Consider the following 25,511-nt stretch of genomic DNA (forward strand, 5'->3'; position numbering starts at 1 on the left):
CCCATTATCCGGTGAACCCCGCACCACGCCCCTTCGGCCTGCGCTTCTGGCTGGTCACGCTGGCCGCCCTGGTGGCGATGGCGACCACGGCCTCGCTGGGGCGCTGGCAGCTATCGCGCGCCGCGCAGAAGCTGGCCCTGCAGGCCGCCATCGACGAGCGCCAGGCGCTGGCGCCGCTGCAGGGCGCCGAGCTGCTGCGGGCGCAGGCGCAGGCAGACGGGGCAGGGACCGCCGCCGCGACGCTGCTGCACCGCCGCGTGGCCCTGCAGGGCCACTGGCTGCCCGAGGCCACGGTGTTCCTGGACAACCGCCAGATGCAGGGGCGGCCCGGCTTCTTCGTGTTCACGCCGCTGCGCCTGGGCGGCAGCCAGGCAGCCGTGCTGGTGCAGCGCGGCTGGGTGCCGCGCAACTTCCAAGACCGCACGCGCCTGCCGGACATCGCCACGCCAGCGGGCGAGGTGGCCGTGGGCGGGCGCGTGGCGGGCCCGCCCGCGCGCCTCTATGAGTTCGCGGCGTCCGCTGGGGACGAGGGGTCTTCGCGCATCCGGCAGAATCTGGACCTGGCCGCCTATGGGGCCGAGACCGGCCTGGCGCTGCTGCCCCTGACTGTGGTGCAGACCGACGCCGCCGGCGAAGGGCTGCGGCGCGACTGGGCGCCCGTCGACAGCGGCGTGGACAAGCATTACGGCTACGCTTTCCAATGGTTCGGGCTTTGCGGCCTGGTGGCAATCCTCTATGTCTGGTTCCAAATCGTCCGACGCATACCTCGATCAGGCCGCCAACCGCGCGCCTGAGCCCGGCGGCCAGCAGCCGCTGGGCCTCACGGTGCACAGCCTGCCGCAGGCGGGCGACGCCGTGGCGGCGCTGCAGCGCTCGCGCAGCGGCCGCTGGCAGATGCTGGGTCTGCTGCTGGTCTGCGCCGCGCCCGTGGTCGCCTCGTACTTCACCTACTACGTGGTGCGGCCCGAGGGGCGGCGCAACTTCGGCGAGCTGATCGAGCCGCAGCGCCCCATGCCGGCCCAGGCGCGCGTGACGACCCTGGCGGGCGCCGAGCTGCCGCTGGACGCGCTGCGCGGCCAGTGGCTGCTGGTGAGCGTGGCGCCCGGCGCCTGCGACGAAGGCTGCCGCAACAACCTGTACCTGCAGCGGCAGCTGCGCGAGAGCATGGGCCGCGAGAAGGACCGCATGGACTGGGTCTGGCTGGTGCCGGACGGTGCCTCGCCGCCGGCCGACATCGCCCCCGGGCTGGGGCAGGCCACGGTGCTGCGCATGGACGGCGCCGCGCTGGCCGCCTGGCTGGCGCCCGAGGCCGGGCACCGGCTGCCCGACCACCTGTACGTGGTCGATCCCATGGGCAACTGGATGATGCGCTTTCCCGCCTGGCTGGACCGCGCTGGCGCGGCCAAGGCCAAGCGCGACCTGGAGCGCCTGCTGCGCGCCTCGTCCTCGTGGGACCAGGCCGGCCGGGAGGCGGCGCAGCCATGACCGACATGCAGCCGCTCTACGACCTTGCGCCGATCATCGAGATCATGGCGCTGGGCGTGGCGATCGCGCTCGGGCCGCTGGCCTGGGTCTGGTGGCGCAGCCGGGGCCGCGGCCCCGCGCGGCACCTGCAGGCGCTCACGGTGCTCACGCTGTTCCTCACTTTCGACCTGGTGCTGTTCGGCGCCTTCACGCGCCTGACCGACTCGGGCCTGGGTTGCCCCGACTGGCCGGGCTGCTACGGCAGCGCCAGCCCCATGGGCGCGCATGCCGAGATTTCCGCCGCGCAGCAGGCCATGCCCACGGGCCCGGTCACGCACGGCAAGGCCTGGGTGGAGATGATCCACCGCTACCTGGCCACCGGCGTGGGCGTGCTCATCATCGCGCTCACCGTGGCCGCGTGGCGCCAGCGGCGGCGCGCGCTGCGCGAGGGCGGCGCGCCGCCGCCCCTCAGCCCCTGGTGGCCCACGGTCACGCTGGTCTGGGTCTGCCTGCAGGGCGCGTTCGGCGCGCTCACGGTGACCATGAAGCTGTTCCCGGCCATCGTCACGCTGCACCTCATCGGGGGCCTGGTGCTGCTGGCGCTGCTGTGCGTGCAGGCCGTGCGCCAGACGCAGGCCACCCGGGGCGTGGCGCCCGCGGCGCTGCCGCGCGGCCTGCGCCGGCTGCTGGCCGCGGCGGCGGCGCTGGTGGCGCTGCAGGTCGTGCTGGGCGGCTGGGTCAGCACCAACTACGCGGTCCTGGCCTGCACCACCTTCCCGCAATGCCAGGGCAGCTGGTGGCCCGACATGGCCTTTGCCGAGGGCTTCCAGATCTGGCGCGCCCTGGGCCTGCTGCAAGACGGCAGCCACATCAGCTTTGCCGCGCTCACGGCCATCCACTACGTGCACCGGCTCGCGGCCTATGCGGTGCTGCTGGTGCTGGCGCTGCTGGTGTGGCGCCTGGCGCGCGCCGGCGTGCTGCGCGACCAGGCGCGCTGGCTGGCCGGCCTGTCGCTGCTGCAATTCGTCACCGGCCTGTCCAACGTGGTGCTGGACTGGCCTCTGGTGGCGGCCGTGCTGCACACGGGCGGCGCCGCGGCGCTGGTCGTGGTGCTGACCTGGGCGCTCACGGCCAGCCGCGCCGCCACCGCCACCGAAGCGCGGGCCCTGCCGCCGCAGGCCCGCCCCCGTTCCGCCGAGAGAGTTTCCGCATGAGTGCCGCTCCTGCCCCAGCGCCCACGCCGGCGCCTTCGCCCCGCATCGCCGCGCCGCACGCGCTGCCGTCGCGGCTGTCCCAGTTCTACGCGCTGACCAAGCCGCGCGTGGTGCAGCTCATCGTGTTCTGCGCCTTCATCGGCATGGTGCTGGCCGTGCCCGGCATGCCCAGCGGCGCGCAATGGGCGCTGATGGCCGTGGCCAGCGCGGGCATCTGGCTGGTGGCCGGCGCGGCCGCGGCCTTCAACTGTCTGGTGGAGCAGGGCATCGACGCCAAGATGAAGCGCACCGCCTGGCGGCCCACGGCCAAGGGCGAGCTGTCCAACGCGCAGACGCTGCTGTTCTCCGCCGCGCTGTGCGCGGCGGGCTCGGCGCTGCTGTATGTCTGGGTCAACCCGCTGACCATGTGGCTCACCTTCGCCACCTTCGTCGGCTATGCGGTGATCTACACCGTCATCCTCAAGCCGCTCACGCCGCAGAACATCGTGATCGGCGGCGCGTCGGGCGCCATGCCACCGGTGCTGGGCTGGTCGTCCATGACGGGCGACGTGGGCCCCGAGGCGCTGATCCTGTTCCTCATCATCTTCCTGTGGACGCCGCCGCATTTCTGGGCGCTGGCGCTGTACCGCGTGGAGGACTACCGCAAGTCCGGCCTGCCCATGCTGCCCGTCACGCACGGCAACGAGTTCACGCGGCTGCAGGTGTTTTTGTACACGCTGATCCTGTTCGCGGGCTGCCTCATGCCCTTCGTCTACGGCATGAGCTCGTGGATCTACCTGGCCGCCGCCGTGGTGCTCGGCTCGGGCTTTTGCCTGTACGGCTTCTGGCTGTGGCGCGACTATTCCGACCAGCTCGCGCGCAAGACCTTCCGTTTCTCCCTGATCCACTTGAGCCTGCTGTTCGCGGCGCTGCTGGTGGACCATTACGTACTGTGATTCCTGGCCATGCAAAAACGTGATGCTATTAAAAGTATAGCTGCCTGCGCTCTCTACATCGGCGCTGCAGGCATTTTCTCTGCTTGTACCCCCAAGGGGCCGAAGTTCCAGGGCGTGGACCTGACCGGCGCCGAGTACGCGCGCGACCTGCCGCTGACCGACCACAACGGCCAGGCGCGCAGCCTCAAGGACTTCGCGGGCAAGGTGGTGGTGGTGTTCTTCGGCTACACGCAATGCCCGGACGTGTGCCCCACCTCCATGTCGGAACTGGCCGAGGTCAAACGCGCGCTGGGGGCCGACGGCGACAGGTTGCAGGGCATCTTCGTCACCGTGGACCCCGAGCGCGACACGGCCGAGGTGCTCAAGGCCTACATGGTCAACTTCGACCCCAGCTTCCTCGCGCTGCGCGGCACGCCCGAGCAGCTCGCCGCCGTGGCCAAGGACTTCAAGATCTACTACAAGCGCGTGGACGGCCAGACGCCCACGAGCTACACCATGGACCACTCCGCCGGCAGCTATGTCTACGATCCCGCCGGCCGGCTGCGCGTGTACCACCGCTACGGCAGCGGCGCGCAAAGCCTGGCGGCCGACGTGCGCGCCCTGCTGGAGGAAGCCCGCGGCTGACAGGCGCGCCGGGGGCGGCCCCCGTGGGTTTGTGTCGCTAAACCGCGCCGCCCGACGCCTGCCAAAGTGACGTGCGCGTCACCTTGGCGCGCGAAAGCGTGCAGCCAGCCAGCGGCCATGCCTAGAGTGCGTTGATGGTCCGCAGTCTCGGCACATCCGTCCGCCCCGGGCGGGTGTGCGGGCGTGGGCCCCGGCTTGAACCTTTTCGCCTACACCACGCGCCATGGCCCTATTTGCCAATGCATGCACAGCGTCGCCCGCCACTGGCATGGAGGGGGCGTGATGCATGCGCCGATCCCGGGCCATCCGGAAGACGCTTCCTCCCGCGAGGCCGCCGCCGCCTTCTTGCAGCGCATCACCAGCCTGCAGGACGGCGCGCTGGAGCGCGCCGCCATGGACGCCGCGCCCGACGGCATCGTGGTGGCCGACCGGCAGGGCCGCATCCTCATGGTCAATGCGCCCATGGAGAGCATCAGCGGCTACAGCAGCGCACAGTTGCGCGGCCAGCATGTCGATCTGCTGCTGCCGCCGGATGTGCGGGGCGGGCATGCCGCACACATGCACAGCTACCACCAAAATCCCAGCCGCCGCCCCATGGGCATGGGGCGCGACCTGTGGCTGCAGCGCCGCGACGGCGGCCAGGTGCCGGTGGACATCGCGCTCGGGCATTCGTCGGCCTACGGCGGAACTGTGGTGGCCTTCGTGCGCGACATCTCCGACCTGCGGCGGCTGGAGGCGCGCATGCACTACCAGGCCACGCACGACACGCTGACCGGCCTGGTCAACCGCTGGCAGTTCGGCCAACGGCTGGAGCAGGCCATCGCCGAGCACACGAGCCTGCGCGCCCAGCCGTTTGCGCTGCTGCTGCTGGACCTGGACGACTTCAAGGCCATCAACGACGGCTACGGCCACGCCGCGGGGGACCAGGTGCTGCTGGAGGTGGCGCGTCGCCTCAAGGGCGTGCTGGGCCAGGGCGACACCCTGGCGCGGCTGGGGGGCGACGAGTTCACCGTGCTGCTGCCGGGCGTGGGGCAGGCCGGCGACGCCGAGCGCATCGCCGCGCGCCTGCTGCAGGCGCTGTGTATGCCCTGCCGCGTGCACGGCTTCGAGCTGAATTTCGGGGCCAGCATGGGCATTGCGCTGTTTCCGCAGGATGCGGGCGACTCCACCTCGCTGCTGCGCTATGCCGACATGGCCATGTACCACGCCAAGCACCGCGGGCGCGCCAACTTCGCGTTCTATGAGCCGCTCATGGGGCAGAAGATGGCCGAGAAGATCCTGCTGCGCGACCGGCTCAAGATCGCGCTGGCCTATGGCGGGCTGGTGCTGCGCTTTCAGCCCCAGGTGGGGGTGGCCAGTGGCCGCATGGTGGCCGTCGAGGCCCTGCTGCGCTGGAACGACCCGCAACTGGGCGAGGTGGCGCCCGACCGCTTCGTGCCCGTGGCCGAGGCCACGGGCCTGATCCTGGAGCTGGGCGCCTGGGTCATGGCCGCGGCCTGCCGCCAGATCGCCGCCTGGATGCAGCAGGGCATTGCGCTGCGCGTGGCGGTGAACCTGTCGGCCCAGCAACTGCGCCAGACCGATCTGGTGGAGCAGGTGGCGCGCAACCTGCGCGCCTACGGCGTGCCGCCCGACCTGCTGGAGCTGGAGGTGACCGAGTCCGAGGCCGTGGCCGACCCCGAGCAGGCGCGCCAGGTGCTGACCGGCCTGCGGGCGCTGGGCGTGGGCGTGGCGCTGGACGACTTCGGCACGGGCCATTCCTCGCTGGCCCATCTCAAGCAGCTGCCGGTGTCACGCATCAAGGTGGACCGCGAGTTCATGCGCATGGTGCCGCACAGCAGCGACGACACCATGCTGGTGCGCGCTGTGGTGGCGCTGGCCCACACCATGGGCCTGCAGGTGGTGGCCGAGGGGGTGGAGACCGAGGCGCAGCTGCAATTCCTGCGGGGGCTGCAATGCGAGTGCTACCAGGGCTGGCTCTTCGCCAAGGCCATGGCGCCCGAGGATGTGGCCGTGCTGCATGCGCGCTCACTGGAGGGGCCGGAGCCCGGCGCCGAGGACTGACGGCACCGAGCCGCCGCGCCGGCCGTGCGGCGCCGATGTCAGCGCGCGGGGCGGGTGGCCGGGGCCTGCGCGGGGATGGTGCGGCTGGAGGCCTGGCGCGCCTGGTGCAGGTTGGCGGCCGAGCGGCGGCCGCCGCGCGCCAACTCTAGCAGCGCCGCGCGCTGGATCTCGCAGTGCCAGCGGTCGCGCCGCAGCACGCTGTGCTCCTGCGCCAGCAGCGCCAGCGCCCGGGCCACGGATTCGCGCGTGGTGGCCAGCAGGGAGGCCAGCACCGTGTGGCTGGGCAGGCGCACCAGCGTGCTGCGCTGCAACTCGGCCAGCTGCAGCAGGGCCCCCGACAGCTGCCCGACCACGCCCCGGATGCGCGCAATGCGCCCCCAGTCGGCCAGCCGTGCGCCGGCGTTCAGCTGCTCGCGCGCCAGCTCCAGCAGAAAGCCGCCCTGTGCGAGGCGGCCGCCGCCCTGCAGCGGCGCCAGCTCCAGCTGGCACACCCGGCCGGGCGTCACGGCCACATAGGACAGATCGGCCGGCAGCTGCAGCAGCGCGGGCGCGCCCAGGGCCTCGCAGCAGCCCGCCATGCCCACGGGGCGGTCCACGCCGTCCTCGCCGCGGCGCTGCACCAGCAGGGTGCCGACCTTGACCACCTGCACGCAGTGGATGCTCTCGCCCTGGCGTTGCAGCACCTCGCCTTTGCGAAAGCGCCGCTCCGTCAGGTGCGCGCGCCAGGTGGCGCGCGTTTCGGCGTCCAGGCGGCCCAGCAGGCATTGCTGCTGGCTGGCGCAGTCGTTGCAGGTGTTGCCGGCCGTGGCCGGAAGGTCGGTCATGGAATATGTGCCAAAAGTGCCTCAAACGCTTGATGGGTAAGCGTGGCAAGCTATCGATACAGTAGCGTGGTGGCAGCGCATCACGCCAGCGGGCCGCGCCGCATGCACGGAGTCAGGCTGGAAGTGTGCCGGGCCTCTACGGTTTGTAACGTGACCTATGTCAACGTTTCCGGCGGGGTGGGGCGGTGCGGGGCCGGCCCCGCCTGGGGAGCGCGCGGCGCGCGCTCCAGTTCACTGTGCGCGCAGGCCCTGCTCGCGGATCAGGCGGCTCATCGCGGCCGTGTCGGCCTGGATGCGGTTGGCCAGGCCCTCGGGCGAGGAGCCCACGGCCTGCCAGCCTTGCTGGAACAGCTTGCTGCGCACCTCGGGGCTGCGGGTGATGTCGCCGATCAGGGCGGACAGCCGTGCGCGCATCGGCGCGGGCATGGTGGCGGGCGCCGCGAAGGCGTTCCACATCTCGAGCTGCACGCCCTGCACGCCGGCCTCGGCCAGGCTGGGCACGCCGGGGGTGAGCGTGCTGCGGCCGGCCGAGGTCACGCCGATCAGGCGCAGCTTGCCCGCGCGCTCCTGGGCCAGCGCCAGCGCCGGCGGCAGCAGCGACATCTGCAGCTGGCCGCCCAGCATGGCCGTGGCCACCTGCGGGTAGCCGGGGTAGGGCACGTGCACCGGGGCCATGCCCGTGCGCGCCTTGAGCAGCTCGGTGCCCAGGTGGCCCACGGTGCCCACGCCCGGCGTGCCATAGCTCCAGCGGTCGCCGGCGCGGCGCGCGGCCTCCAGGAAGGCGCGGGCATCGGCGCCGGCGGGCACGTCGGCGTGGTCGGCGGGGGCAGTGAGCACCAGCGGCGAGACGCCGACCAGCGACAGCGGCGCCAGGTCCCGCGTGGGGTCGTAGGGCAGCTGCGGGTTGAGCAGCTTGGCGATCGTCAGGTTGCCATTGATGAACAGGCCGATGGTGTGGCCGTCCTGCGCCTTGGCCACGGCATCGGCGCCGATGTTGCCGCCTGCGCCCACCTTGTTCTCCACGATCACCGGCTGGCCCAGGGCCTGCGCCAGCGGCTCGGAGAAGGTGCGCGCCGTCAGGTCGGGCGAGGAGCCGGGCGGGAAGCCCACGATGATGCGCAGGGGCTTGGCGGGCCAGCCCGGCGTGGCCGGTGCGGCGCTGGGCTGGGCCGCGGCGGCGCCGCAGGCCGATGCCAGGGCCAGTGCAAGCAGGCCGCGGCGGGCGGGGAAATGGCGGAACATGGGATGGGTCTCCTGGTCTGGACCGGCGACGGGGCCGCACGGAGTCTGCGCCGCTGGTGCCGCCGGGTACGAAAAAAGGCGCGCGACCCTTGTGGGCCGCGCGCCTGGATTATCCGCCCGCGTCAGGGGCGGGCCGGGAGCCGGGTCAGGCGTACTCGGCCAGCGCCTTCTTCATCTTCTTCATGGCGGCCACCTCGATCTGGCGGATGCGCTCGGCGCTCACGCCGTATTCGGCGGCCAGCTCATGCAGCGTCATGCCGCCCGAGCCGTCGTCGTTCACCTTGAGCCAGCGCTCTTCCACGATGCGGCGGCTGCGCGCGTCCAGGCTCTCCAGCGCCGTGGCGATGCCGTCGGTGGCCAGCATGTCGCGCTGGCGCGTCTCGATCATGGCCGTGGGCTCATGGGCGGCGTCGGCCAGATAGGCGATGGGGCCGAAGGCCTGCTCGCCGTCGTCGCTCGGTGCGGGGTCCAGCAGCACGTCGCCGCCGGACAGGCGCGTCTCCATCTCGATGACTTCCTCGCGCTTGACGTTGAGCTGCTCGGCCACCAGATCGATCTCGCGGTCGGAGAGCGTCTCGCGGTGCGTGTCGGCGTCCAGCGCCTCGGCCTTGAAGCCCTGCTTCATGGAGCGCAGGTTGAAGAACAGCTTGCGCTGGGCCTTGGTGGTCGCCACCTTGACCATGCGCCAGTTCTTCAGGATGTACTCGTGGATCTCGGCCTTGATCCAGTGCATGGCGTAGCTCACCAGCCGCACGCCCTGGTCGGGGTCGAAGCGCTTGACGGCCTTCATCAGGCCCACGTTGCCTTCCTGGATCAGGTCGCCATGGGGCAGGCCGTAGCCCAGGTACTGTCGCGAGATGGACACCACCAGGCGCAGGTGCGACAGCACCAGACGGCCGGCGGCCTCCACGTCATTGCTGTCCTTGAGCTGGCGCGCATAGCGCTGCTCCTCCTCCTGCGTGAGCAGGGGCAGGCGGTTGACCGCGGAGATATAGGCGTCCAGGTTGCCCAGCGGGGGAACCAGAGCCCACGGGTTTGCGGGCGCCAAGGTCGTCACGGTGGATGCAGTCCGGAGGGCCATATCAGAAGTCCTTTCTTCCATACAGGATCATGTTAGCACTCCGTTGGAGGGAGTGCTAAGGGCAGAGTTCCCGTGTGGTTGAGGGGAATGGGCGGGGCCCCGGGCGCCGCGTCAGCGGCGATGCGGGGGCCTGCTGCGCGGTGCGCCGCCTGCGCGCGGTTCCAGGTGGCGGAACGTGATGCGGCCCTTGGTCAGATCGTAGGGAGACATTTCCAGCGACACCTTGTCGCCCGCCAGCACGCGGATGCGGTGCTTGCGCATCTTGCCGCCGGAATAGGCAATGAGGGTATGGCCGTTGTCGAGGACGACGCGAAAGCGCGCGTCGGGCAGCACCTCTTCCACCCTGCCTTGCATTTCGATCAGTTCTTCCTTGTTGGACACGGGACTCCTTTTTGTCGAGGGCGAGCAATGGCGAACGGGCCGGTTGCGGCCCATTCTTGCTCGGGGTCTGTGAGTGACAGATCACGGGTGCGCCGGTAACCCCGGCGCGGGATGGGCGATCCGATATCGCCCTTGAAAACGTCGGCCAATGCCGCCAGCGCCTGCGGGTGATGGGCGCCTACGGGCTGGGCTGAGAGTCGCAAACAGGGCGTGGAGCCCCAGCGGTGGCATGCGGCGCCAGTGCGCCGCAGCATCCGGGCAGTTTAGTGTGTATGCCGCCGCGGCGCCGCAGCGTGCGCCATTGGCCCTGCCGCCAGGTGCGACATGCGGCGCGCGGGGCGGTATCCGTGCATGGCTTCAAAGTGCCTTGCGCAGCGTCAGGTTGATGCGGCAGTCGCCCGTGGCCGGGTGCTTGTCCGGCGCGATGGGCAGCACGCCATGGAACCGCAGCCGGTCCACGCCGCCCCAGACGATCACGTCGCCATGGCGCAGCGGCACGCGCTGGGCACGCTCGCCGCGCGTGGCGCCGCCCCACAGGAAGGTGGCCGGCAGGCCCAGCGACACGGAGACGATGGGCGCGGCCAGGTCGCGCTCGTCGCGGTCCTGGTGCAGCGACAGGCGCGTGCTGGGCGCGTAGCGGTTGATGAGGCAGGCGTCGGGTGCAAAGCCCGCGAAACCGGCCTGCCGCGCGGCCGCGTCCGCCAGCCGCGCAAAGGCCGCGGGCATGGCGGGCCAGGGCTGGCCGGTGAGCGGGTCGTGCGCCGCGTAGCGGTAGCCCTGCCGGTCGCTCACCCACGACAGCTGCCCGCAGCCCGTGGTCGCCACCGACATGGCCTTGCCGCCCGGCGTGTGCATGTGGCGCCACGGCGCCCGCAGGGCCACGGCCTGCACCTCGTCCAGCAGCTGCGCCGCCTGCGCCAGCGCAAAGCCGCGCAGCAGCATGGCCTGCGCGCCCAGGGGCAGCAGGATGGGCTCGCCGGGGTCGTCGGCAAACAGATCGTCGGCGGGAGTGGGGTGCATGGCGAGAGTTTGAGCCAAATCAGCCCGCAGCGCTTATCCATCAAGCGCAAGCAGCTATTTTTATGGGAGCAAAAGAGCGCCAGTCCAGGGATTTCCCTTGTGTAGTTGTGCGACTGTGCGCGCCCGGCCCGCCTGCCTATAGTGGCGCCAGGAGACAAGCGACACACCCATGAACATTGCACAACTGCTGCGGCGCAGCGCCCTGGTGCATGGCGACCGCCCCGCGCTGCTGGCCGGCGCGCGCCTGCTGCACGACTACCGTACCCTGGCCGCGCGCGTGGCGGCGCTGGCGGCGCACCTGCGCACGCGCTGCGGCGTGGCGCCGGGCGAGCGCGTGGCTATCTTCGCGGCCAATTGCCCGCAGTACCTGGAGGCACTGCACGCCATCCACTGGGCCGGCGCCGTTTCGGTGCCCGTCAACTACAAGCTGCACGCGCGCGAACTGGCCTACGTGCTCTCCGACAGCGGGGCGCGGGTGGTCTGCGTGTCGGCAGCGCTGCGCGGTGCGGCGCTGGCGGCCGGGGCCGACGCGGCGGCCCTGCAGGTGCTGGACGAGCCGGCCTGGCAGCAGGCCGCCCAGGGCGCGCCGCTGGAGATGCAGGAGCGCGCGCCGCAGGACGTGGCCTCGCTGTTCTACACCTCGGGCACCACCGGGCGGCCCAAGGGCGTGATGCAGACGCACCGCAACCTGCTGGCCATGACCATGGCCTATTTCACCGACGTGGACGACGTGGGGCCCGAAGACGCCATGGTCTACGCCGCACCCATGTCGCACGGCGCGGGCCTGTACAACTACGCCCACATGCTGCGCGGCGCGCGCCATGTGGTGCCGGCGTCGGGCGGGTTCGACCCGGCCGAACTGGTGCAGCTGGCCGCCAGCGTGGGCCGGCTGTCGCTGTTCGCCGCGCCCACCATGGTGCACCGGCTGGTGGACCATGTGCGCCGCACGGGCGCGGACGTGGGCGGCTTCAAGACCATCGTCTACGGCGGCGGCCCCATGTACGTGGAGGACCTGCGCCGCGCGCTGGACACCATGGGCCAGAAGTTCGTGCAGATCTACGGCCAGGGCGAAAGCCCCATGACCATCACGGCGCTGGCGCGCGAGCACCTGGCCGACACGGCGCACCCGCGCTGGGCCGAGCGCATCGCCTCGGTCGGCGTGGCGCATGCGTGCGTGGAGGTGCGCGTGGTCGATGGCGACGGCCGCCCCGTGCCCACGGGCGAACTGGGCGAGGTGGTGGTGCGCGGCGACACGGTGATGGCCGGCTACTGGGCCAACGACGAGGCCACGGCCCAGACCCTGCGCGGCGGCTGGCTGCACACGGGCGACGTGGGGCAGCTGGATGCGCAGGGCTTTCTGACGCTGCGCGACCGCAGCAAGGACGTGATCATCTCCGGCGGCTCCAACATCTACCCGCGCGAGGTGGAGGAGGTGCTGCTGCTGCACCCGCGCGTGGGCGAGGCGGCCGTGGTGGGCCAGCGCGATGCCGATTGGGGCGAGGTGGTGGTGGCCTTCCTGGTCGCAGGCGAGGGCGGCGCGCCGCAGGATGCGGAGCTGGATGCCTTGTGCCTGGAGCGCATCGCGCGCTTCAAGCGCCCCAAGGCCTACCGCTGGGTGCCGGCCTTGCCCAAGAACAGCTACGGCAAGGTGCTCAAGACCGAACTGCGCGCCTGGCTGGAGGCCGAGGGGCGCTGACCGCGCGGGCGCGGCGCGGCGGCCAAGTCCCCGCCGCGGCGCGGGCATTGCGGCGTACCTACCATGGCCGTTTCACCTTGCGTGCCCAGGAGCCTTGCGATGACCGCCACGACGTCCGTTCCCCTCAAGATCGATTTCGTTTCCGACGTGTCCTGCCCCTGGTGCGCCATCGGCCTGCATGCGCTGGAGCAGGCGGCCGGCCGGCTGGCGGGCGAGGTGGCGCTGGAGCTGCGCTTCCAGCCCTTCGAGCTGAACCCGCAGATGGGCCCCGAGGGCCAGGACATTGGCGAGCACCTGCAGGAAAAGTACGGCGCCACGCCCGAGCAGTCGCAGAAGAACCGCGAGGCCATCGCCGAGCGCGGCGCGCAGTTGGGCTTTACGTTCCACATGGACAAGCGCAGCCGCATCTACAACACCTTCGACGCGCACCGCCTGCTGCACTGGCTGGAGGAGGAGGGCACGAGCGCGCAGCAGGGCGCGCTCAAGCACGCGCTGTTCGCGGCCTATTTCACGCGGGGCGAGAACCCGGGCGACCACGGCGTGCTGCTGCGCCTGGTGCGCGAGGCCGGCCTGGACGAGGCGCGCGCCGGCGCGGTGCTGGCGTCGCAGGAATATGCCGACGCCGTGCGCGAACGCGAAGCCTTCTACCAGGAGCATGGCATCCGCTCGGTGCCGGCGGTGATCGTCAACGACCGCCACCTCATCCAGGGCGGCCAGCCGGTCGAGGTGTTCGAGCAGGCGCTGCGCCAGATCGCCGCGCAGCAAGCGTAGTTTGCTATTAAAATAATAGCTGTTAACGCTTTATTGGCGGGCGTTACAGGCGTTTTTGATCTTTACTGCTTGAGCGGAATCGGCGTGGCCCGGTCCACGGGCACGGCCGTCACGCTGTTCTGCGGCGAGCCGTCGATGAGCTTCTCGGAATAGGTCAGGTAGACCAGGGTGTTGCGTTTGGCGTCCACCATGCGCACCACGCGCAGGCGCTTGAACAGGATGGACATGCGCTCGCTGAAGACCTCCTGCTGGGGCTTGAGCGGCTGCGCGAACGCGATGGGGCCGACCTGGCGGCAGGCGATCGAGGCCTCGGCCCGGTCCTCGGCCAGGCCCAGCGTGCCCTTGATGCCGCCGGTGCGCGCGCGCGAGATGTAGCAGGTGACGCCGGAAACCAGGGGGTCGTCGTAGGCCTCGACGAGGATGTCGTGGTCGCGGCCGATCCACTGGAAGGCCGTGTCCACGGTGCCGATCTTCTCGGACTGGGCCGCGCACACGCCCGCCGCCGCGAAGGCCGCGGCGGTCAGGCCGGTGCGCGCCAGCGTGCGCAGGGCGCTCATTCGGCGCCCGCCGTGGCGGCTGCGTCGCTGCAGCGCTGCGTCAGGTGGGCCAAGGCTTCCTCCACCTGGTCCACCAGCACCAGGCACAGGTCGCCGGGCTGCAGGCGCTCCAGGGCATGGTCGATGGCGAGGAACTCGCCGTGGATCTCGGTCACGTAGCGCGTGCGCGGCGCGTCCTGCAGGCCCTTTTGCAGCAGGGCCAGCACCTCGCCGTCGGCGCGACCGCGCTGGCAGGCGTCCTGGTACAGGATCACGTCGTCGAAGGCGCGGCCCAGGATCTGGGTCTGCTCGACGATGTCCTGGTCGCGCCGGTCGCCCGCGCCGCTGATGACCACGCTGCGACGCTGGGCCGCCATGGCCTCCACGGCCTGCACCAGGGCGCGCATGGCGTCGGGGTTGTGGCCGTAGTCGGCGATGACGGTGCCGCCGCGGTAGTCCATCACGTTGAAGCGGCCCGGCGCGTTGTCGCTGTCGTTCATGAAGCCGGCCAGGCCGCGGCGGATGGTCTGCCAGGGCAGGCCCACGCCCCAGGCCGCGGCGATGGCGGCCATCACGTTCTCGACCTGGAAGCCGATGGTGCCGTTGCGCGTGATGGGGATCTCGCGCAGCGCGATCGTCTCGCGCCACGAGCCCTCGGCGGCCACGATGGCGTCGCCGTCCACATAGACCACGCGGTTGCCCTGGGCGCGGTGCGTGGCCATCACCGGGTGGTGGCGGTCGGCCGCGAAGAAGATCACCTTGCCGGGGCACACGCCGGCCATGGCCGCCACATGCGGGTCGGCCGCGTTGAGCACGCCGTAGCCGTCCTGGGCGACGTTCTGCACGATGACGCGCTTGAGCACGGCCACGTCCTCGACCGTGGTGATGAAGTTCAGCCCCAGGTGGTCGCCGGCGCCCACGTTGGTGACCACGGCCACCTGGCAGCGGTCGAAGCCCAGGCCCTCGCGCAGGATGCCGCCGCGCGCGCATTCGAGCACGGCCGCATCCACCTCGGGGTGGAACAGCACGTTGCGCGCGCTCTTGGGGCCCGAGCAGTCGCCGCTGTCGATCTGGCGACCGTTGACGTACACGCCGTCGGTGTTGGTCATGCCCACGCGCAGGCCGTGCGAGGCGAACAGGTGGGTGATCAGGCGCGTGGTCGTGGTCTTGCCGTTGGTGCCGGTCACGGCCACCACGGGAATGCGGCCGTCCTGGCCCGGCGCGAACAGCTCGTCCACCATGGGCACGCCCACGTTGCGCGGCTTGCCGAACGACGGCGCCAGGTGCATGCGCAGGCCGGGCGCGGCGTTGACCTCGACGATGCCGCCGTTTTGCTCCTCCAGCGGGCGCAGCATGGTCTCGCAGACCACGTCCACGCCGCAGATGTGCAGGCCGATGGTCTGGGCGGCTTCGATGGCGCGCGCGGCCACGTCGGGGTGCACGTCGTCGGTCACGTCGGTGGCGCTGCCGCCGGTGGACAGGTTGGCGTTGTTGCGCAGCACCACGCGCTGGCCCTGCACGGGCACGGATTCGGGCGTGAGGCCCTCGGAGGCGATGCGTGCGATGGCGATGTCGTCCAGGCGGATCTTGGTCAGCGCCGTGCCGTGGCCCGAGCCGCGGCGCGGGTCCTGGTTGACGATGTCCACCAGCTCGCGGATGGTGTGCAGCCCGTCGCCCTGCACCTGGGGCGGCTCGCGGCGCGCGGCCGCGACCAGCTGGCCGCCCACCACCAGCAGGCGGAAGTCGTGGCCCGGCAGGAAGCGCTCGACCATGATCTCGTCGCCGAACTCGCGGGCGGTCTTGTAGGCGGCCTCCAGGCCTTCGCGGGTGGTGATGTTGACCACCACGCCCTTGCCCTGGTTGCCGTCCTGGGGTTTGACGACCACGGGCAGGCCGACTTCCTGGGCGACCTGCCAGGCATCGTCCACGTCGGCCACGGGGCGGCCCAGCGGCACGGGCACGCCCGCGGCGTGCAGCAGGCGCTTGGTCAGGTCCTTGTCCTGGGCGATGGATTCGGCCACGGCGCTGGTGGTGTCCAGCTCGGCGGCCTGGATGCGGCGGGCCTTGGAGCCCCAGCCCAGCTGCACCAGCGAGCCCGAGGTGAGACGGCGAAACGGAATGCCGCGCGCCACGGCGGCGTCGACGATGGAGCCGGTGGAGGGGCCGATGCGCTCGTCCTCGTCCAGCTCGCGCAGCGCGGCGACGACCTGCTCGGCGTCGAACGGCTGGTCGGCCAGGGCCGACTGCAGCAGCGCCTCGGCCTGCTCCATGGCCAGGCGGCCCACGGCCTCCTCGGTGTATTCCACCACCACCTGGTAGGTGCCTTCTTCGAGGGTCTGGTGGGTGCGGCTGAAGGTCACGGGGCAGCCGGCCTGGGCCTGCAGCGACAGGGCCGCCACTTCGAGCACCTGGGCCAGCGACAGGCGCTGGTCGGCGCCATGGGGCTGCAGCGCGCCGATCTTGGGAAAGCGCGCGCGCAGGCGGTCCTCGAAGCCGGGCAGGGCGGCGTAGTCGTATTCGCCGGGTTCGCAGTGCACGACGGCCTCGATGGCGGTGTTGCGGCTCCAGAGGTTGGGGCCGCGCAGGGCACGGATGCGGGTGATCTGCATGGTGTTTCTTTCAGCCGGATCTCAAGTCAAATTGGCTTTTAGCGCTTGTGGGGTAAGCGTGAGTAGCTATGTTTATAGGAGTGGTTGAGGCCTCAGGCCGTGTACTCGAAGGTCTTGACGCCGGCGGCGATCAGGTCCGGCGCGATGTCCATGGACCAGGCGGCGGCGATGGCGGCCAGCAGCGCCGGCGTATCCGGGCGGTGCCCGCCGGGCAGGCTCAGCGCGTCCAGCGTGCCCAGCACGCGCTCGCTGGCACCCGTGGCCAGCACGACCTGCTGGTTGCGCACGAACACGGCGCGGCCCTCGCCCTCGGCCCGGTGGGCGGCGATGGCCGCGTTGTCGGCGGTGGTGGAATACAGCAGCACCTCGCCGTCGCACAGGCGGGCCAGGTCGGCCACCTGCTCGATGTCGGCGTTGAGCACCCCGGCGCCCTCGCTCAGCACCACGTCGATCTGGGTGCGCAGCACGCGGGTCATCTGGGCCTGTTCGCGCACGTCGTGGTCGGCCAGGCTCTCGAAGCCGTCCATGTCGGTCACCACGCCGACCAGGCAGCGGTCGTAGGCCAGGCCTTCCTCCAGGATGGAGCGGGCCGTGGTCTGGATCACGGCGGCCTGGGCCAGGCGGTTGGTCAGCAGGCGGTGGGCGCCGGCCCAGTGGGCGGTGTCGGTCTTCTGGGTCTGGCGGTTGTTGAGGAACATGCCCTCGCTGCTGGCCACGCCGGTGAGTTTGCCCGACAGCTGCAGCAGCCAGCCCACGAAGCGGGCGGTGAAGGCGTTGCTGCGCGTGCCGGCGATGCCCACCAGGGGGATGCGGCCCGCGCCCGTGCCCTCGTCGGTGCTGGGGAACAGGTGTTCCACGATGGCCTGTCCCACGGGGCGCGGCGCGCCGCTGGTGGGCTTGAGGTGCATCAGCAGGCCGGGGCCGGCGTTCACTTCCAGGATGGCTCCGCCCTGTTCCTTCATGGGCTTGGAGACGTCCTGCAGGATCATGTCCATGCCGGCGATGTCCAGGCCCACGATCTTGGCGGCCAGCTGGGCGTAGTAGGCCACGTCGGGGTGCACGTCGTCGGTGCAGTCGATGGCCATGTTGCCGTTGCGTTGCAGCAAGATGGCCTGGCCCTGCGGGATCACGCTGTCGGGCGTGACATGCTGGCGGTTCAGCTCCAGCCGGACGGCGCCGGCCTCCAGGTTGATCCAGTCCAGCGGGTACTCCTGCTCGGGGCCGCGGCGCGGGTCCTGGTTGAGCACGGCCACCAGTTCGCGCAGCGTGGCCTTGCCGTTGCCGTGCACGCTCACCGTCTCGCCCTTGGTGGCGGCGACCACCTTGCCGCCCACTACCAGCAGGCGGTGCTCCACGCCGTCGATGAACTTCTCGACGATGACCTCCGAGCCCTCGGGCTCGGCCAGCGCGAAGGCGGCCTTGATGTCCGCCTCGCGGTGCAGCTCCAGGGTCACGCCGCGCGCGTGGTTGCCGTCCGAGGGCTTGACGGTGACGGGGCAACCGATGTCCTGGGCGACCGCCCAGGCCTCGTCGGGGCTCTTGACGACCTGGCCCTCGGGCACGGGCACGCCGCAGGAGGCCAGCAGGCGCTTGGTGAAGTCCTTGTCCTGGGCGATGCCCTCGGCGATGGCGCTGGTCTGGTCGCTCTCGGCGGTCCAGATGCGGCGCTGCGCGGCGCCGTAGCCCAGCTGCACCAGGTTGCCGTCGTTCAGGCGGATGTGGGGGATGCGGCGGGCGCTGGCGGCGTCCACGATGCAGCCGGTGCTGGGGCCGAGATAGCGGTCGTTGATCTCGGTCTTGATGGCATGGATGGCGGCCTTGAGGTCGTAGGGCCCATCGTTGATGGCCGCCATGATCAGCTGGTGGCCCCAGGCCAGGGCCGTGCGGGCCACGGTTTCCTCGGGGCAGCGGAACACCATGCGGTACACGCCGCGCTGCGAGATCTCGCGCGTCTGGCCGAACTCGGCGGGCATGCCCGAGAGGTTCAGCAGCTCGATGACGATGTGCTCCAGCACATGGCCCATCCAGGTGCCTTCCTTCAGGCGCAGCAGGAAGCCGCCGCGCTCGCCCACGCCGCAGTGGTGCTCGACCAGGTCGGGCAGCCAGGCGATCAGGCGCTCGTTGAAGCCGGGGATCTTGTTGGATGGATAGTCTTCCAGCTCACCCAGGTCCAGCCAGACTTCGAGAACCGGACGGTAGGTCCAGACACTGGGGCCGCGCAGGTAGGTGGTGCGCAGGAGTTGGATAGCGTTGAATGTGGCCATGAAATGCAGCGTGGAGGATTCGGGTGCCCGCGAAGTCCGGCGGGTGCGGCAAGGTCCGTGGGATGGATTGTGCGCCGAGAACGAGGGGTGTCAGCAAGCGCCAGTGTCAGCCGCCGGCGGGTGATGCGCGTTACACGGGGATACCGCGGTGGCGCGGCTGCGGGCGCCCGGGTACCGGACAATCCCGGCCATGGGCCCGGGCCAGCCCGCGAACTCTCCGCCTGAGCGGGGGCGGACATACAAAGCAAAATGCAACATCACCATCCTGTGGACGCCTCTGGTGTCTTGTCTGGCCCTCTGGGGGCCGATGTGCGAGCGGTGCTCGCTCCCGATGAAAACGTGCAGGCCGCCTTCGAGGTTGACCTGACGCCCGGGCTGCGCTTCGCGCCCGGCCTGCTGGTGCTGACCGATCGGCGCCTGGTGGCGCGAGACGCGGATGCCGTGCTCCAGGAATGGCCGCTGGCGCCCGGCATGGCGCTGCGCATGGCGGACCACGGCGGCGTGGGCCAGCTGGCGCTGCACGACGCCCACCGGCGCCTGGCGCTGTGGCGCTTCACCCTGGGGCGGCATCCCCAGGCGCTGTACCTGCAGCAGCGTTTCGAGCGGCAGATCGAGCACCTGGGCAACCCCCAGGCCGCCGCCGTGCAGGAGGAGGATGTGCCGCGCTGCGCCGTCTGCGGCACGCCGTTGCCGCCCGACAGCGACGAATGCCCGGCCTGCGCGCGCCAGCAGGCGCCGCAGACCTCCACCTGGGTGCTGCTGCGCCTGTGGCGCTTCGCCCGTCCCTACAAGAAGCAGCTGGGCGCCGGCTTCGCGCTCACGCTGGCCTCCACCGCCGCATCGCTGGTGCCGCCGTACATGACCATCCCGCTGATGGACGAGGTCCTCATCCCCTACCAGAGCGGCCAGCAGATCCCCACGGGGCTGGTGGCCCTGTACCTGGGCGGGCTGCTGCTGTCGGCGCTGCTGGCCTGGGGGCTGGGGTGGGCGCGCACTTACATCCTGGCCCTGGTGTCCGAGCGCATCGGCGCCGACCTGCGCACCACCACCTACGAGCACCTGATGCGCCTGTCGCTGGACTATTTCGGCAGCAAGCGCACCGGCGACCTGATGGCGCGCATCGGCTCCGAGACCGACCGCATCAACGTCTTCCTGTCGCTGAACGCGCTGGATTTCGCCACCGACGTGCTCATGATCGTCATGACGTCGGTGATCCTGTTCTCCATCAACCCCTGGCTGGCGCTGGTCACGCTGGTGCCGCTGCCCTTCATCGCCTGGCTGATCCACAACGTGCGCGACCGCCTGCGCACCGGCTTCGAGAAGATCGACCGGGTGTGGTCCGAGGTGACCAACGTGCTGGCCGACACCATCCCCGGCATCCGCGTGGTCAAGGCCTTCGCCCAGGAAAAGCGCGAGGCGCAGCGCTTTCGCGCCGCCAACCAGCACAACCTGGAGGTCAACGACCGCCTGAACAAGACCTGGAGCCTGTTCTCGCCCACCGTGTCGCTGATGACCGAGATCGGCCTGCTGGTGGTCTGGGCCTTCGGTATCTGGCTGGTGGCGCACAACCAGATCACCGTGGGCGTGCTGGCGGCCTTCATCGCCTACATCGGGCGCTTCTACACGCGGCTGGATTCGATGAGCCGCATTGTCTCCGTCACGCAGAAGGCCGCGGCGGGCGCCAAACGCATCTTCGACATCCTGGACCATGTGAGCAACGTGCCCGACCCGGTGAACCCCGTGAAGGTGGACCGCGTGCAGGGCGCCATCGAGATGCGCGACGTGGGCTTTCGCTACGGCAGCCGCACGGTCATCAAGAACCTGTCGCTCGGCATCCGCCCCGGCGAGATGATCGGCCTGGTGGGCCACAGCGGCTCGGGCAAGAGCACGCTGGTCAACCTCATCAGCCGCTTCTACGACGTGAGCGACGGCGCCATCCTGGTGGACGGCGTGGACATCCGCCGCATGGCGGTGTCCGATTTCCGCCGCCACATCGGCCTGGTGCTGCAGGAGCCCTTCCTGTTCTTCGGCACCATCGCCGAGAACATCGCCTACGGCAAGCCCGAGGCCACGCGCGAGGAGATCGTGGCTGCCGCCCGCGCCGCGCACGCGCACGAGTTCATCCTGCGCCTGCCGCATGGCTACGACTCGCTGGTGGGCGAGCGCGGCCAGGGCCTGTCGGGCGGCGAGCGCCAGCGCATCAGCATCGCGCGCGCGCTGCTCATCGACCCGCGCATCCTGATCCTGGACGAGGCCACCTCGGCCGTGGACACCGAGACCGAGAAGGAAATCCAGAAGGCGCTGGACAACCTGGTCAAGGGCCGCACTACCATCGCCATCGCCCACCGCCTGTCCACGCTGCGCAAGGCCGACCGCCTGGTGGTCATGGACCGTGGCGAGATCGTCGAGGTTGGCCCGCACGACGAACTCATGGAGCAGCAGGGCGCCTATTGGCGCCTGTACGAGGCCCAGGCCCGCCGCGCCGAGGAAGACGCCCAGGCCGCGGGCGTGCTGATCGAGGGCATGCGCCCGCATTCCGCCCATCCGGCGGGCAATCCGTGAAGCCGACAGGGGAGACACCGTGATGACCACCACACCGCATGCCGCCGCCACGGCGGACCTGCACGCCCTGGACCTGCGGCGCAATGCCCATGGCCGCTTGGTCCTGCGCATGGCCGACGGCACCGAGCACGTGGGCGTGACGCCCGTGCGCGCCTTCCCCATCGCCGCGCCGGACGAGGGCCTGTCCCTGGTGGGCGAGGGCGGCAACGAGCTGACTTGGGTGCCGCTTCTGGCGCAGCTGGCGCCCGCCGTGCGCGCGCTGATCGAGGAGGAGCTGGCCGCGCGCGAGTTCGTGCCCACCATCACGCGCATCCGCTCCGTGTCGAGCTTTTCCACGCCCAGCACCTGGGAGGTGGACACCGACCGCGGCGCAGCGCAGTTGGTGCTCAAGGGCGAAGAAGACATCCGCCGCCTGGCCGGGCGCACCAAGCTGCTGATCGCGGCCAGCGACGGGCTGCAGTTCCACGTGCCGGATGTCACGGCGCTGGACCGCCCGTCGCGCAAGCTGCTGGAGCGGTTTCTATAGCGCCTGGCGCTTGCTGGGCATGCCTTTGACGGCAATTTGGGGTTGAAAAAAGTGGGGGTGTCTTAATCTGGGTAAACCCTGATTTGTGACAAATGGCAAATAAGACCTTCATTTGCCCTTCTTTTTGCCGAAATGGATGTACGACGAGGTGGTAGCTGCGGCTGCCGCCCACAGCCATTCATGAGGGACCCTTGCCATGCAACTGCCGCCTGTCGACCGATCACCTCCCCAGTGGCGTCCCCAGGGCGCTGATTTGTATTCCACTGGCGCCTCGGGGGCCGTGCCCGTGCGGCCCGTGCACGCGGCCAACCCGGTCGAGTCCATGGACCGGCTGGGCGAGGGCGCCATCGTGCGCGAACCCACCAAGCCCTCCGCGCCCGACGAGGCCCACCGCGACTGGACCCTGGCAGAGGCCAAGAAGGAGGCGCCCAAGGAGGTCGAGGAGCCTCCGAAGGAGCCGATCTACAAGCAGTTGCTGGAGTTCATCCAGTCCATGTGGCGCGCCAGTGGCAGCGCGGTGGAACTGGCGCAGGACGTCCACAAGACCGCCCTGCAGGAGCGCCTGGCCCAGCAGGTGCAGGACAGGCAGCCGCTCACCTATTCCGACCCCAAGGTCAAGCGCACCGGCGGCCTGTGACTGGCAGAGCGATTGCTATATATTTAATAGCATATTGCGCTTTATGGGCGGGCGGTAGAGGCCGGTTTTCCTTGTAAGAGTGCGGCGCCCCCGATAATTACGGGCTGTCCCATTCTGCAGGCCGCGCCTGCCACCCGTTCCGTGCCTTCCGCATCTTCCCCGGCCCCGCAGGCCGTGCCGCCGCAGCCGGTGTCTGCGCCGGCGCCCGCCAAGCTCATGGCCACCGGCGTGGCCCTGGCCGTCCTGGGGGCCATCGCCTTCAGTGGCAAGGCCATCATCGTCAAGCTGGCCTACCGCCACGGCGTGGATGCGGTCACGCTCATCATGTACCGCATGCTGTTCGCGCTGCCCATCTTCGCCGTCATGGCCTGGTGGGCCAGCCGGGGGCAGGCGCCGCTCACGCGGCGGGACTGGCTGGGCGTAGCCGGGCTGGGCGTGTCGGGCTACTACCTGGCCAGCTTTCTGGACTTCGCCGGCCTGGCCTACATCTCGGCCAGCCTGGAGCGGCTGATCCTCTACCTCAACCCCACGCTGGTGGTGCTGCTGGGCTGGCTGCTGTACGGCCGCGGCCTGCGCAGGGGGCAGCTGCTGGGCATGGCCATCAGCTACGCGGGCGTGCTGCTGGTCTTCGGCCTGGAGGCCCGCCTGCAGGACGGCGCCCACGTGGCCTGGGGCGTGCTGCTGGTGTTCCTCTCGGCCGTGAGCTATGCGGTGTACCTGGTCTACAGCGGGGAGCTGGTCCAGCGCCTGGGTTCCCTGCGGCTGGTGGGGCTGGCCACCAGCGTGGCCTGCCTGTGCTGCCTGCTGCAGTTCGTGCTGATGCGCCCCCTGAGCGCGGCCCTGGTGGCGCCCGAGGTGCTGTGGCTGTCGGTACTCAACGCCACGCTGTGCACCGCGGCGCCGGTGCTCATGGTGATGATGGCCATCGAGCGCATCGGCTCGGGCATGACGGCGCAGATTGGCATGGTGGGGCCGCTGTCCACCATCCTCATGGGCGTGTGGCTGCTGGGCGAGCCCTTCACGCCATGGATCGCGGCTGGCACGGCGCTGGTGATGGCGGGCATCTTCGTGTTCACGCGCATGGGCAGGCGCGGGCCGGCGCAATAGCGCGGCCCCTCGTAAAAAAGGCTCCCAGAGGGAGCCTTTTTTTGTGGGGTGCGACTCGCTGGGTTTCAGCTCATCGCGGGACGATGGCCCAGGTGGGGTCGGAAGCGAAGGCGGCGTCCATCTTGGGCGTCATGGACTTCCACTTGGCATAGGCCGAGGCGGCATTGGCGACGCCGGCGTTAGCGGAGGCGCCCAGCATGGCGCGGATGTAGGCGGCGTAGCCGGCGGCCTCGTCGGGATAGCCGCCCTGGGCCAGGGTCGGGCAGGAGCCGGTGCTGGAGTAGTTCAGCTCGTACAGCGCCTTCCAGCTGTTGGCGAAGTTGCCGCTGCCATCGCGGATCATCCAGTAGTAGCCGGGAGCCTGCGCCGCGCAAAACCCGTTGGCCTCATTGGTCAGGCGGCCCACGTTGAACTTGCTGAACCAGTCCAGCACCTCCTTGGCCTTGGGCTCGCCGGCCTCGGCCAGACGGCTGAAGACAATACCCACGAAGTCGTTTTGCCACGGCCCCGTCTTGCCGAACTCATCGGGCTTCTCGATGGCCCCCAGGGGCGACTGATTGGCATTGTTGATGTAGTTCGCGGCATACCAATCCATGTTCTTGGCCAGCACATTGCGGAACAGACCCTTCATGGCATGGTTGTCGGGCAAGGCATAGGCAGCCTCGCTGATGGAGCGCAGCATCCAGGCCTGGCCACGGATCTGATCCCACTTGACCAGACCATCACCGCGGCCGCGGTAGTCGGGATTGCCGTAGGCCAGATTCCAGCTGCCCCAGAACATGAGCTCATCCTGGTAGAAGGCATCGCCCGTGATCAGATACGGGATATAGGCCAGGGACGGCTGGTGGGACTGATCGGGCTCCCAGACGGTCGAGCCGGAAGCGCTCGGCAGGGCCGGTGTCGAGCTGCCGTAGCCGACGGAGACGCCGGGATACTTCTCGATGCTCAGAGGCTGATCGGTACTCTCATCGCGGTAATGCACGGGAATGCCGCCAGCGGCATCGGCATTGGCCAGCAGGCTGGCGCGGGCCCGGTCGTCCTGCGACACCAGATACAGGGCGGCCCAGCGCGGCAGCGGGCCGATGTCGGCGCGCCCTCCCGTGCCCGGGAAATAGGTCGCGATATAGGCGGGCCCCATCGGCTTGGTATCGGCCTGGGCCAGGGCGGAGGCATCGGCCGCCAGCACACTCTCGGGCACCTTCAGGTTCAGGTCATAGTTCCACGTAATGCGGCTGGCCATGAAATACGGCATGTGATGGCGCAGACGGCTGGAAGGCTGCGCCCCGCCGGTCCACAGCACCTTGTGCCAGCGCGCATGGTGGTTGTGGGTGAACTTGGGCTGGGAATGCAAGACCGCGCCATCGCGCTTGATGGTCAGGTCATAGGTGATATTGCCCGGACCGGCCGTGAACGTGCGCGTGTTCTCCATCACCACATCGGTGCGGATACGGTTGCCGCCATCGTAGAGCGCGGTGTGCAGACGCGCCGACAGATGCGGATGCACGGCGCCGGTGGCCTTGTTCTTGAACGGCGTGACCACCGTGTACTCGGTCGCCACGGCGCCGCTCAGGCGGCGGCCCGAGCCCTGCGCGATCTGGTTTTGCAGCTGGGCCTGGGGCTGGGCCACCAAGGTGGCGCTCACATTGCCGCTGGCGTCATACACCTTGGCCTCCAGCTCCAGGTTCCAGGCCGGAGCGGCGGGAACGCTGGGGGGGCTGGAAGACTTGGAGCCGGGGTAGAGATTGATGATGCGCGTCTCGCCGGGCTGGACATTGCTCAGCTGGGCGCTGAGCACGGCAAAGCGGGCGGAGCCGTCGCGGTGGGAGGAGACCTCATCGGTCTGCAGCGGGATGGAAGAGCCGGCGACCTTGGCCACGAGGCCCTGGGTGGAGGGCTGCCAGTCGCCGGACTTGAAGGGCTGGCCGAAGGTGACGGGCAGGCTGGCCTGGGTCTG

Annotated in this window: 21 protein-coding genes; 12 read left to right on the forward strand and 9 right to left on the reverse strand. The window is 70.2% G+C overall.

Features of this window, described 5'->3' with window-relative positions; genetic code table 11:
* Positions 1–11: 11 nt before the first annotated feature.
* The 6 genes from BP68_RS13025 to BP68_RS13050 all read left to right on the forward strand — a co-directional run bounded on the left by BP68_RS13025 (position 12) and on the right by BP68_RS13050 (position 6,301).
* The gene (locus BP68_RS13025) at positions 12–794 is read left to right on the forward strand and encodes an SURF1 family protein (protein WP_496372405.1); all 783 of its coding nucleotides are present in this window, start codon (positions 12–14) and stop codon (positions 792–794) included.
* Positions 736–1,485 (forward strand): redox-active disulfide-containing membrane protein, encoded by a 750-nt coding sequence (locus BP68_RS13030; RefSeq protein ID WP_496372407.1) that lies wholly within the window; start codon positions 736–738, stop codon positions 1,483–1,485. The genes BP68_RS13025 and BP68_RS13030 overlap by 59 nt, the downstream gene beginning before the upstream one ends.
* The gene (locus BP68_RS13035) at positions 1,482–2,678 is read left to right on the forward strand and encodes a COX15/CtaA family protein (protein ID WP_496372409.1); all 1,197 of its coding nucleotides are present in this window, start codon (positions 1,482–1,484) and stop codon (positions 2,676–2,678) included. Before BP68_RS13030 ends, BP68_RS13035 begins: the two co-directional genes overlap by 4 nt.
* Entirely contained in the window at positions 2,675–3,613 is a 939-nt protein-coding gene (cyoE, locus tag BP68_RS13040; RefSeq protein ID WP_496372410.1) for a heme o synthase, read from the forward strand. Before BP68_RS13035 ends, cyoE begins: the two co-directional genes overlap by 4 nt.
* A gap of 9 nt (positions 3,614–3,622) precedes the next feature.
* Positions 3,623–4,237 (forward strand): SCO family protein, encoded by a 615-nt coding sequence (locus BP68_RS13045; RefSeq protein WP_496372411.1) that lies wholly within the window; start codon positions 3,623–3,625, stop codon positions 4,235–4,237.
* Positions 4,238–4,519: 282 nt separating this feature from the next.
* Positions 4,520–6,301, forward strand: coding sequence for a putative bifunctional diguanylate cyclase/phosphodiesterase (locus BP68_RS13050; protein ID WP_496372412.1), 1,782 nt, complete (start codon positions 4,520–4,522; stop codon positions 6,299–6,301).
* 38 nt (positions 6,302–6,339) lie between these two features.
* Here the strand turns inward: BP68_RS13050 and BP68_RS13055 are convergent, their stop codons facing one another.
* From BP68_RS13055 to alkB, 5 genes are all read right to left on the reverse strand, one after another.
* Positions 6,340–7,125, reverse strand: coding sequence for a Crp/Fnr family transcriptional regulator (locus BP68_RS13055; protein ID WP_496372413.1), 786 nt, complete (start codon positions 7,123–7,125; stop codon positions 6,340–6,342).
* Positions 7,126–7,356: 231 nt separating this feature from the next.
* Positions 7,357–8,367, reverse strand: a complete 1,011-nt coding sequence (locus BP68_RS13060; protein ID WP_496372415.1) for a Bug family tripartite tricarboxylate transporter substrate binding protein — start codon at positions 8,365–8,367, stop codon at positions 7,357–7,359.
* A 145-nt stretch (positions 8,368–8,512) separates the two neighbouring features.
* Positions 8,513–9,448, reverse strand: coding sequence for an RNA polymerase sigma factor RpoH (gene rpoH / locus BP68_RS13065; protein ID WP_496372417.1), 936 nt, complete (start codon positions 9,446–9,448; stop codon positions 8,513–8,515).
* A gap of 111 nt (positions 9,449–9,559) precedes the next feature.
* Entirely contained in the window at positions 9,560–9,829 is a 270-nt protein-coding gene (infA, locus tag BP68_RS13070) for a translation initiation factor IF-1 (RefSeq protein WP_496372419.1), read from the reverse strand.
* A 357-nt stretch (positions 9,830–10,186) separates the two neighbouring features.
* Complete coding sequence (gene alkB / locus BP68_RS13075) at positions 10,187–10,849, reverse strand: DNA oxidative demethylase AlkB (RefSeq protein WP_496372421.1); 663 nt, start codon at positions 10,847–10,849, stop codon at positions 10,187–10,189.
* A 169-nt stretch (positions 10,850–11,018) separates the two neighbouring features.
* Between alkB and BP68_RS13080 the strand changes: the two genes are divergently transcribed.
* Together BP68_RS13080 and BP68_RS13085 are read left to right on the forward strand one after the other, a co-directional pair.
* A complete protein-coding gene (locus tag BP68_RS13080; protein ID WP_496372423.1) occupies positions 11,019–12,545 on the forward strand; it encodes an AMP-binding protein in 1,527 nt (508 codons plus the stop codon).
* Positions 12,546–12,644: 99 nt separating this feature from the next.
* A complete protein-coding gene (locus BP68_RS13085) occupies positions 12,645–13,316 on the forward strand; it encodes a DsbA family oxidoreductase (protein ID WP_496372425.1) in 672 nt (223 codons plus the stop codon).
* A 62-nt stretch (positions 13,317–13,378) separates the two neighbouring features.
* Here BP68_RS13085 and BP68_RS13090 read toward each other — a convergent pair whose 3' ends face one another.
* The 3 genes from BP68_RS13090 to BP68_RS13100 all read right to left on the reverse strand — a co-directional run bounded on the left by BP68_RS13090 (position 13,379) and on the right by BP68_RS13100 (position 18,725).
* Positions 13,379–13,873, reverse strand: a complete 495-nt coding sequence (locus BP68_RS13090) for a CreA family protein (RefSeq protein ID WP_496372427.1) — start codon at positions 13,871–13,873, stop codon at positions 13,379–13,381.
* The gene (gene cphA / locus BP68_RS13095) at positions 13,870–16,461 is read right to left on the reverse strand and encodes a cyanophycin synthetase (RefSeq protein ID WP_496372429.1); all 2,592 of its coding nucleotides are present in this window, start codon (positions 16,459–16,461) and stop codon (positions 13,870–13,872) included. The genes BP68_RS13090 and cphA overlap by 4 nt, the downstream gene beginning before the upstream one ends.
* Positions 16,462–16,553: 92 nt before the next feature.
* Positions 16,554–18,725 carry a cyanophycin synthetase gene (locus BP68_RS13100; protein WP_496372431.1) on the reverse strand — a complete coding sequence of 724 codons (2,172 nt, stop codon included), beginning with the start codon at positions 18,723–18,725 and terminating at the stop codon, positions 16,554–16,556.
* Between the two features lie 249 nt (positions 18,726–18,974).
* On the opposite strand from BP68_RS13100, the gene BP68_RS13105 reads away from it, so the two are divergent.
* From BP68_RS13105 to BP68_RS13120, 4 genes are all read left to right on the forward strand, one after another.
* Positions 18,975–21,287, forward strand: a complete 2,313-nt coding sequence (locus tag BP68_RS13105; RefSeq protein WP_496372433.1) for a cyanophycin metabolism-associated ABC transporter — start codon at positions 18,975–18,977, stop codon at positions 21,285–21,287.
* A gap of 22 nt (positions 21,288–21,309) precedes the next feature.
* Positions 21,310–21,813 carry a cyanophycin metabolism-associated DUF1854 family protein gene (locus BP68_RS13110; protein ID WP_496372435.1) on the forward strand — a complete coding sequence of 168 codons (504 nt, stop codon included), beginning with the start codon at positions 21,310–21,312 and terminating at the stop codon, positions 21,811–21,813.
* 196 nt (positions 21,814–22,009) lie between these two features.
* Entirely contained in the window at positions 22,010–22,450 is a 441-nt protein-coding gene (locus BP68_RS13115) for a hypothetical protein (protein WP_496372437.1), read from the forward strand.
* 216 nt (positions 22,451–22,666) lie between these two features.
* Positions 22,667–23,557 carry a DMT family transporter gene (locus BP68_RS13120; RefSeq protein WP_496372450.1) on the forward strand — a complete coding sequence of 297 codons (891 nt, stop codon included), beginning with the start codon at positions 22,667–22,669 and terminating at the stop codon, positions 23,555–23,557.
* A gap of 70 nt (positions 23,558–23,627) precedes the next feature.
* On the opposite strand, the gene BP68_RS13125 is transcribed toward BP68_RS13120, so the two are convergent.
* Positions 23,628–25,511: RIFT barrel domain-containing protein (locus BP68_RS13125; protein WP_496372439.1), on the reverse strand; the 1,884-nt coding region annotated here is incomplete at its 5' end.

It is taken from the genome of Diaphorobacter oryzae DSM 22780 (genome assembly GCF_059568935.1).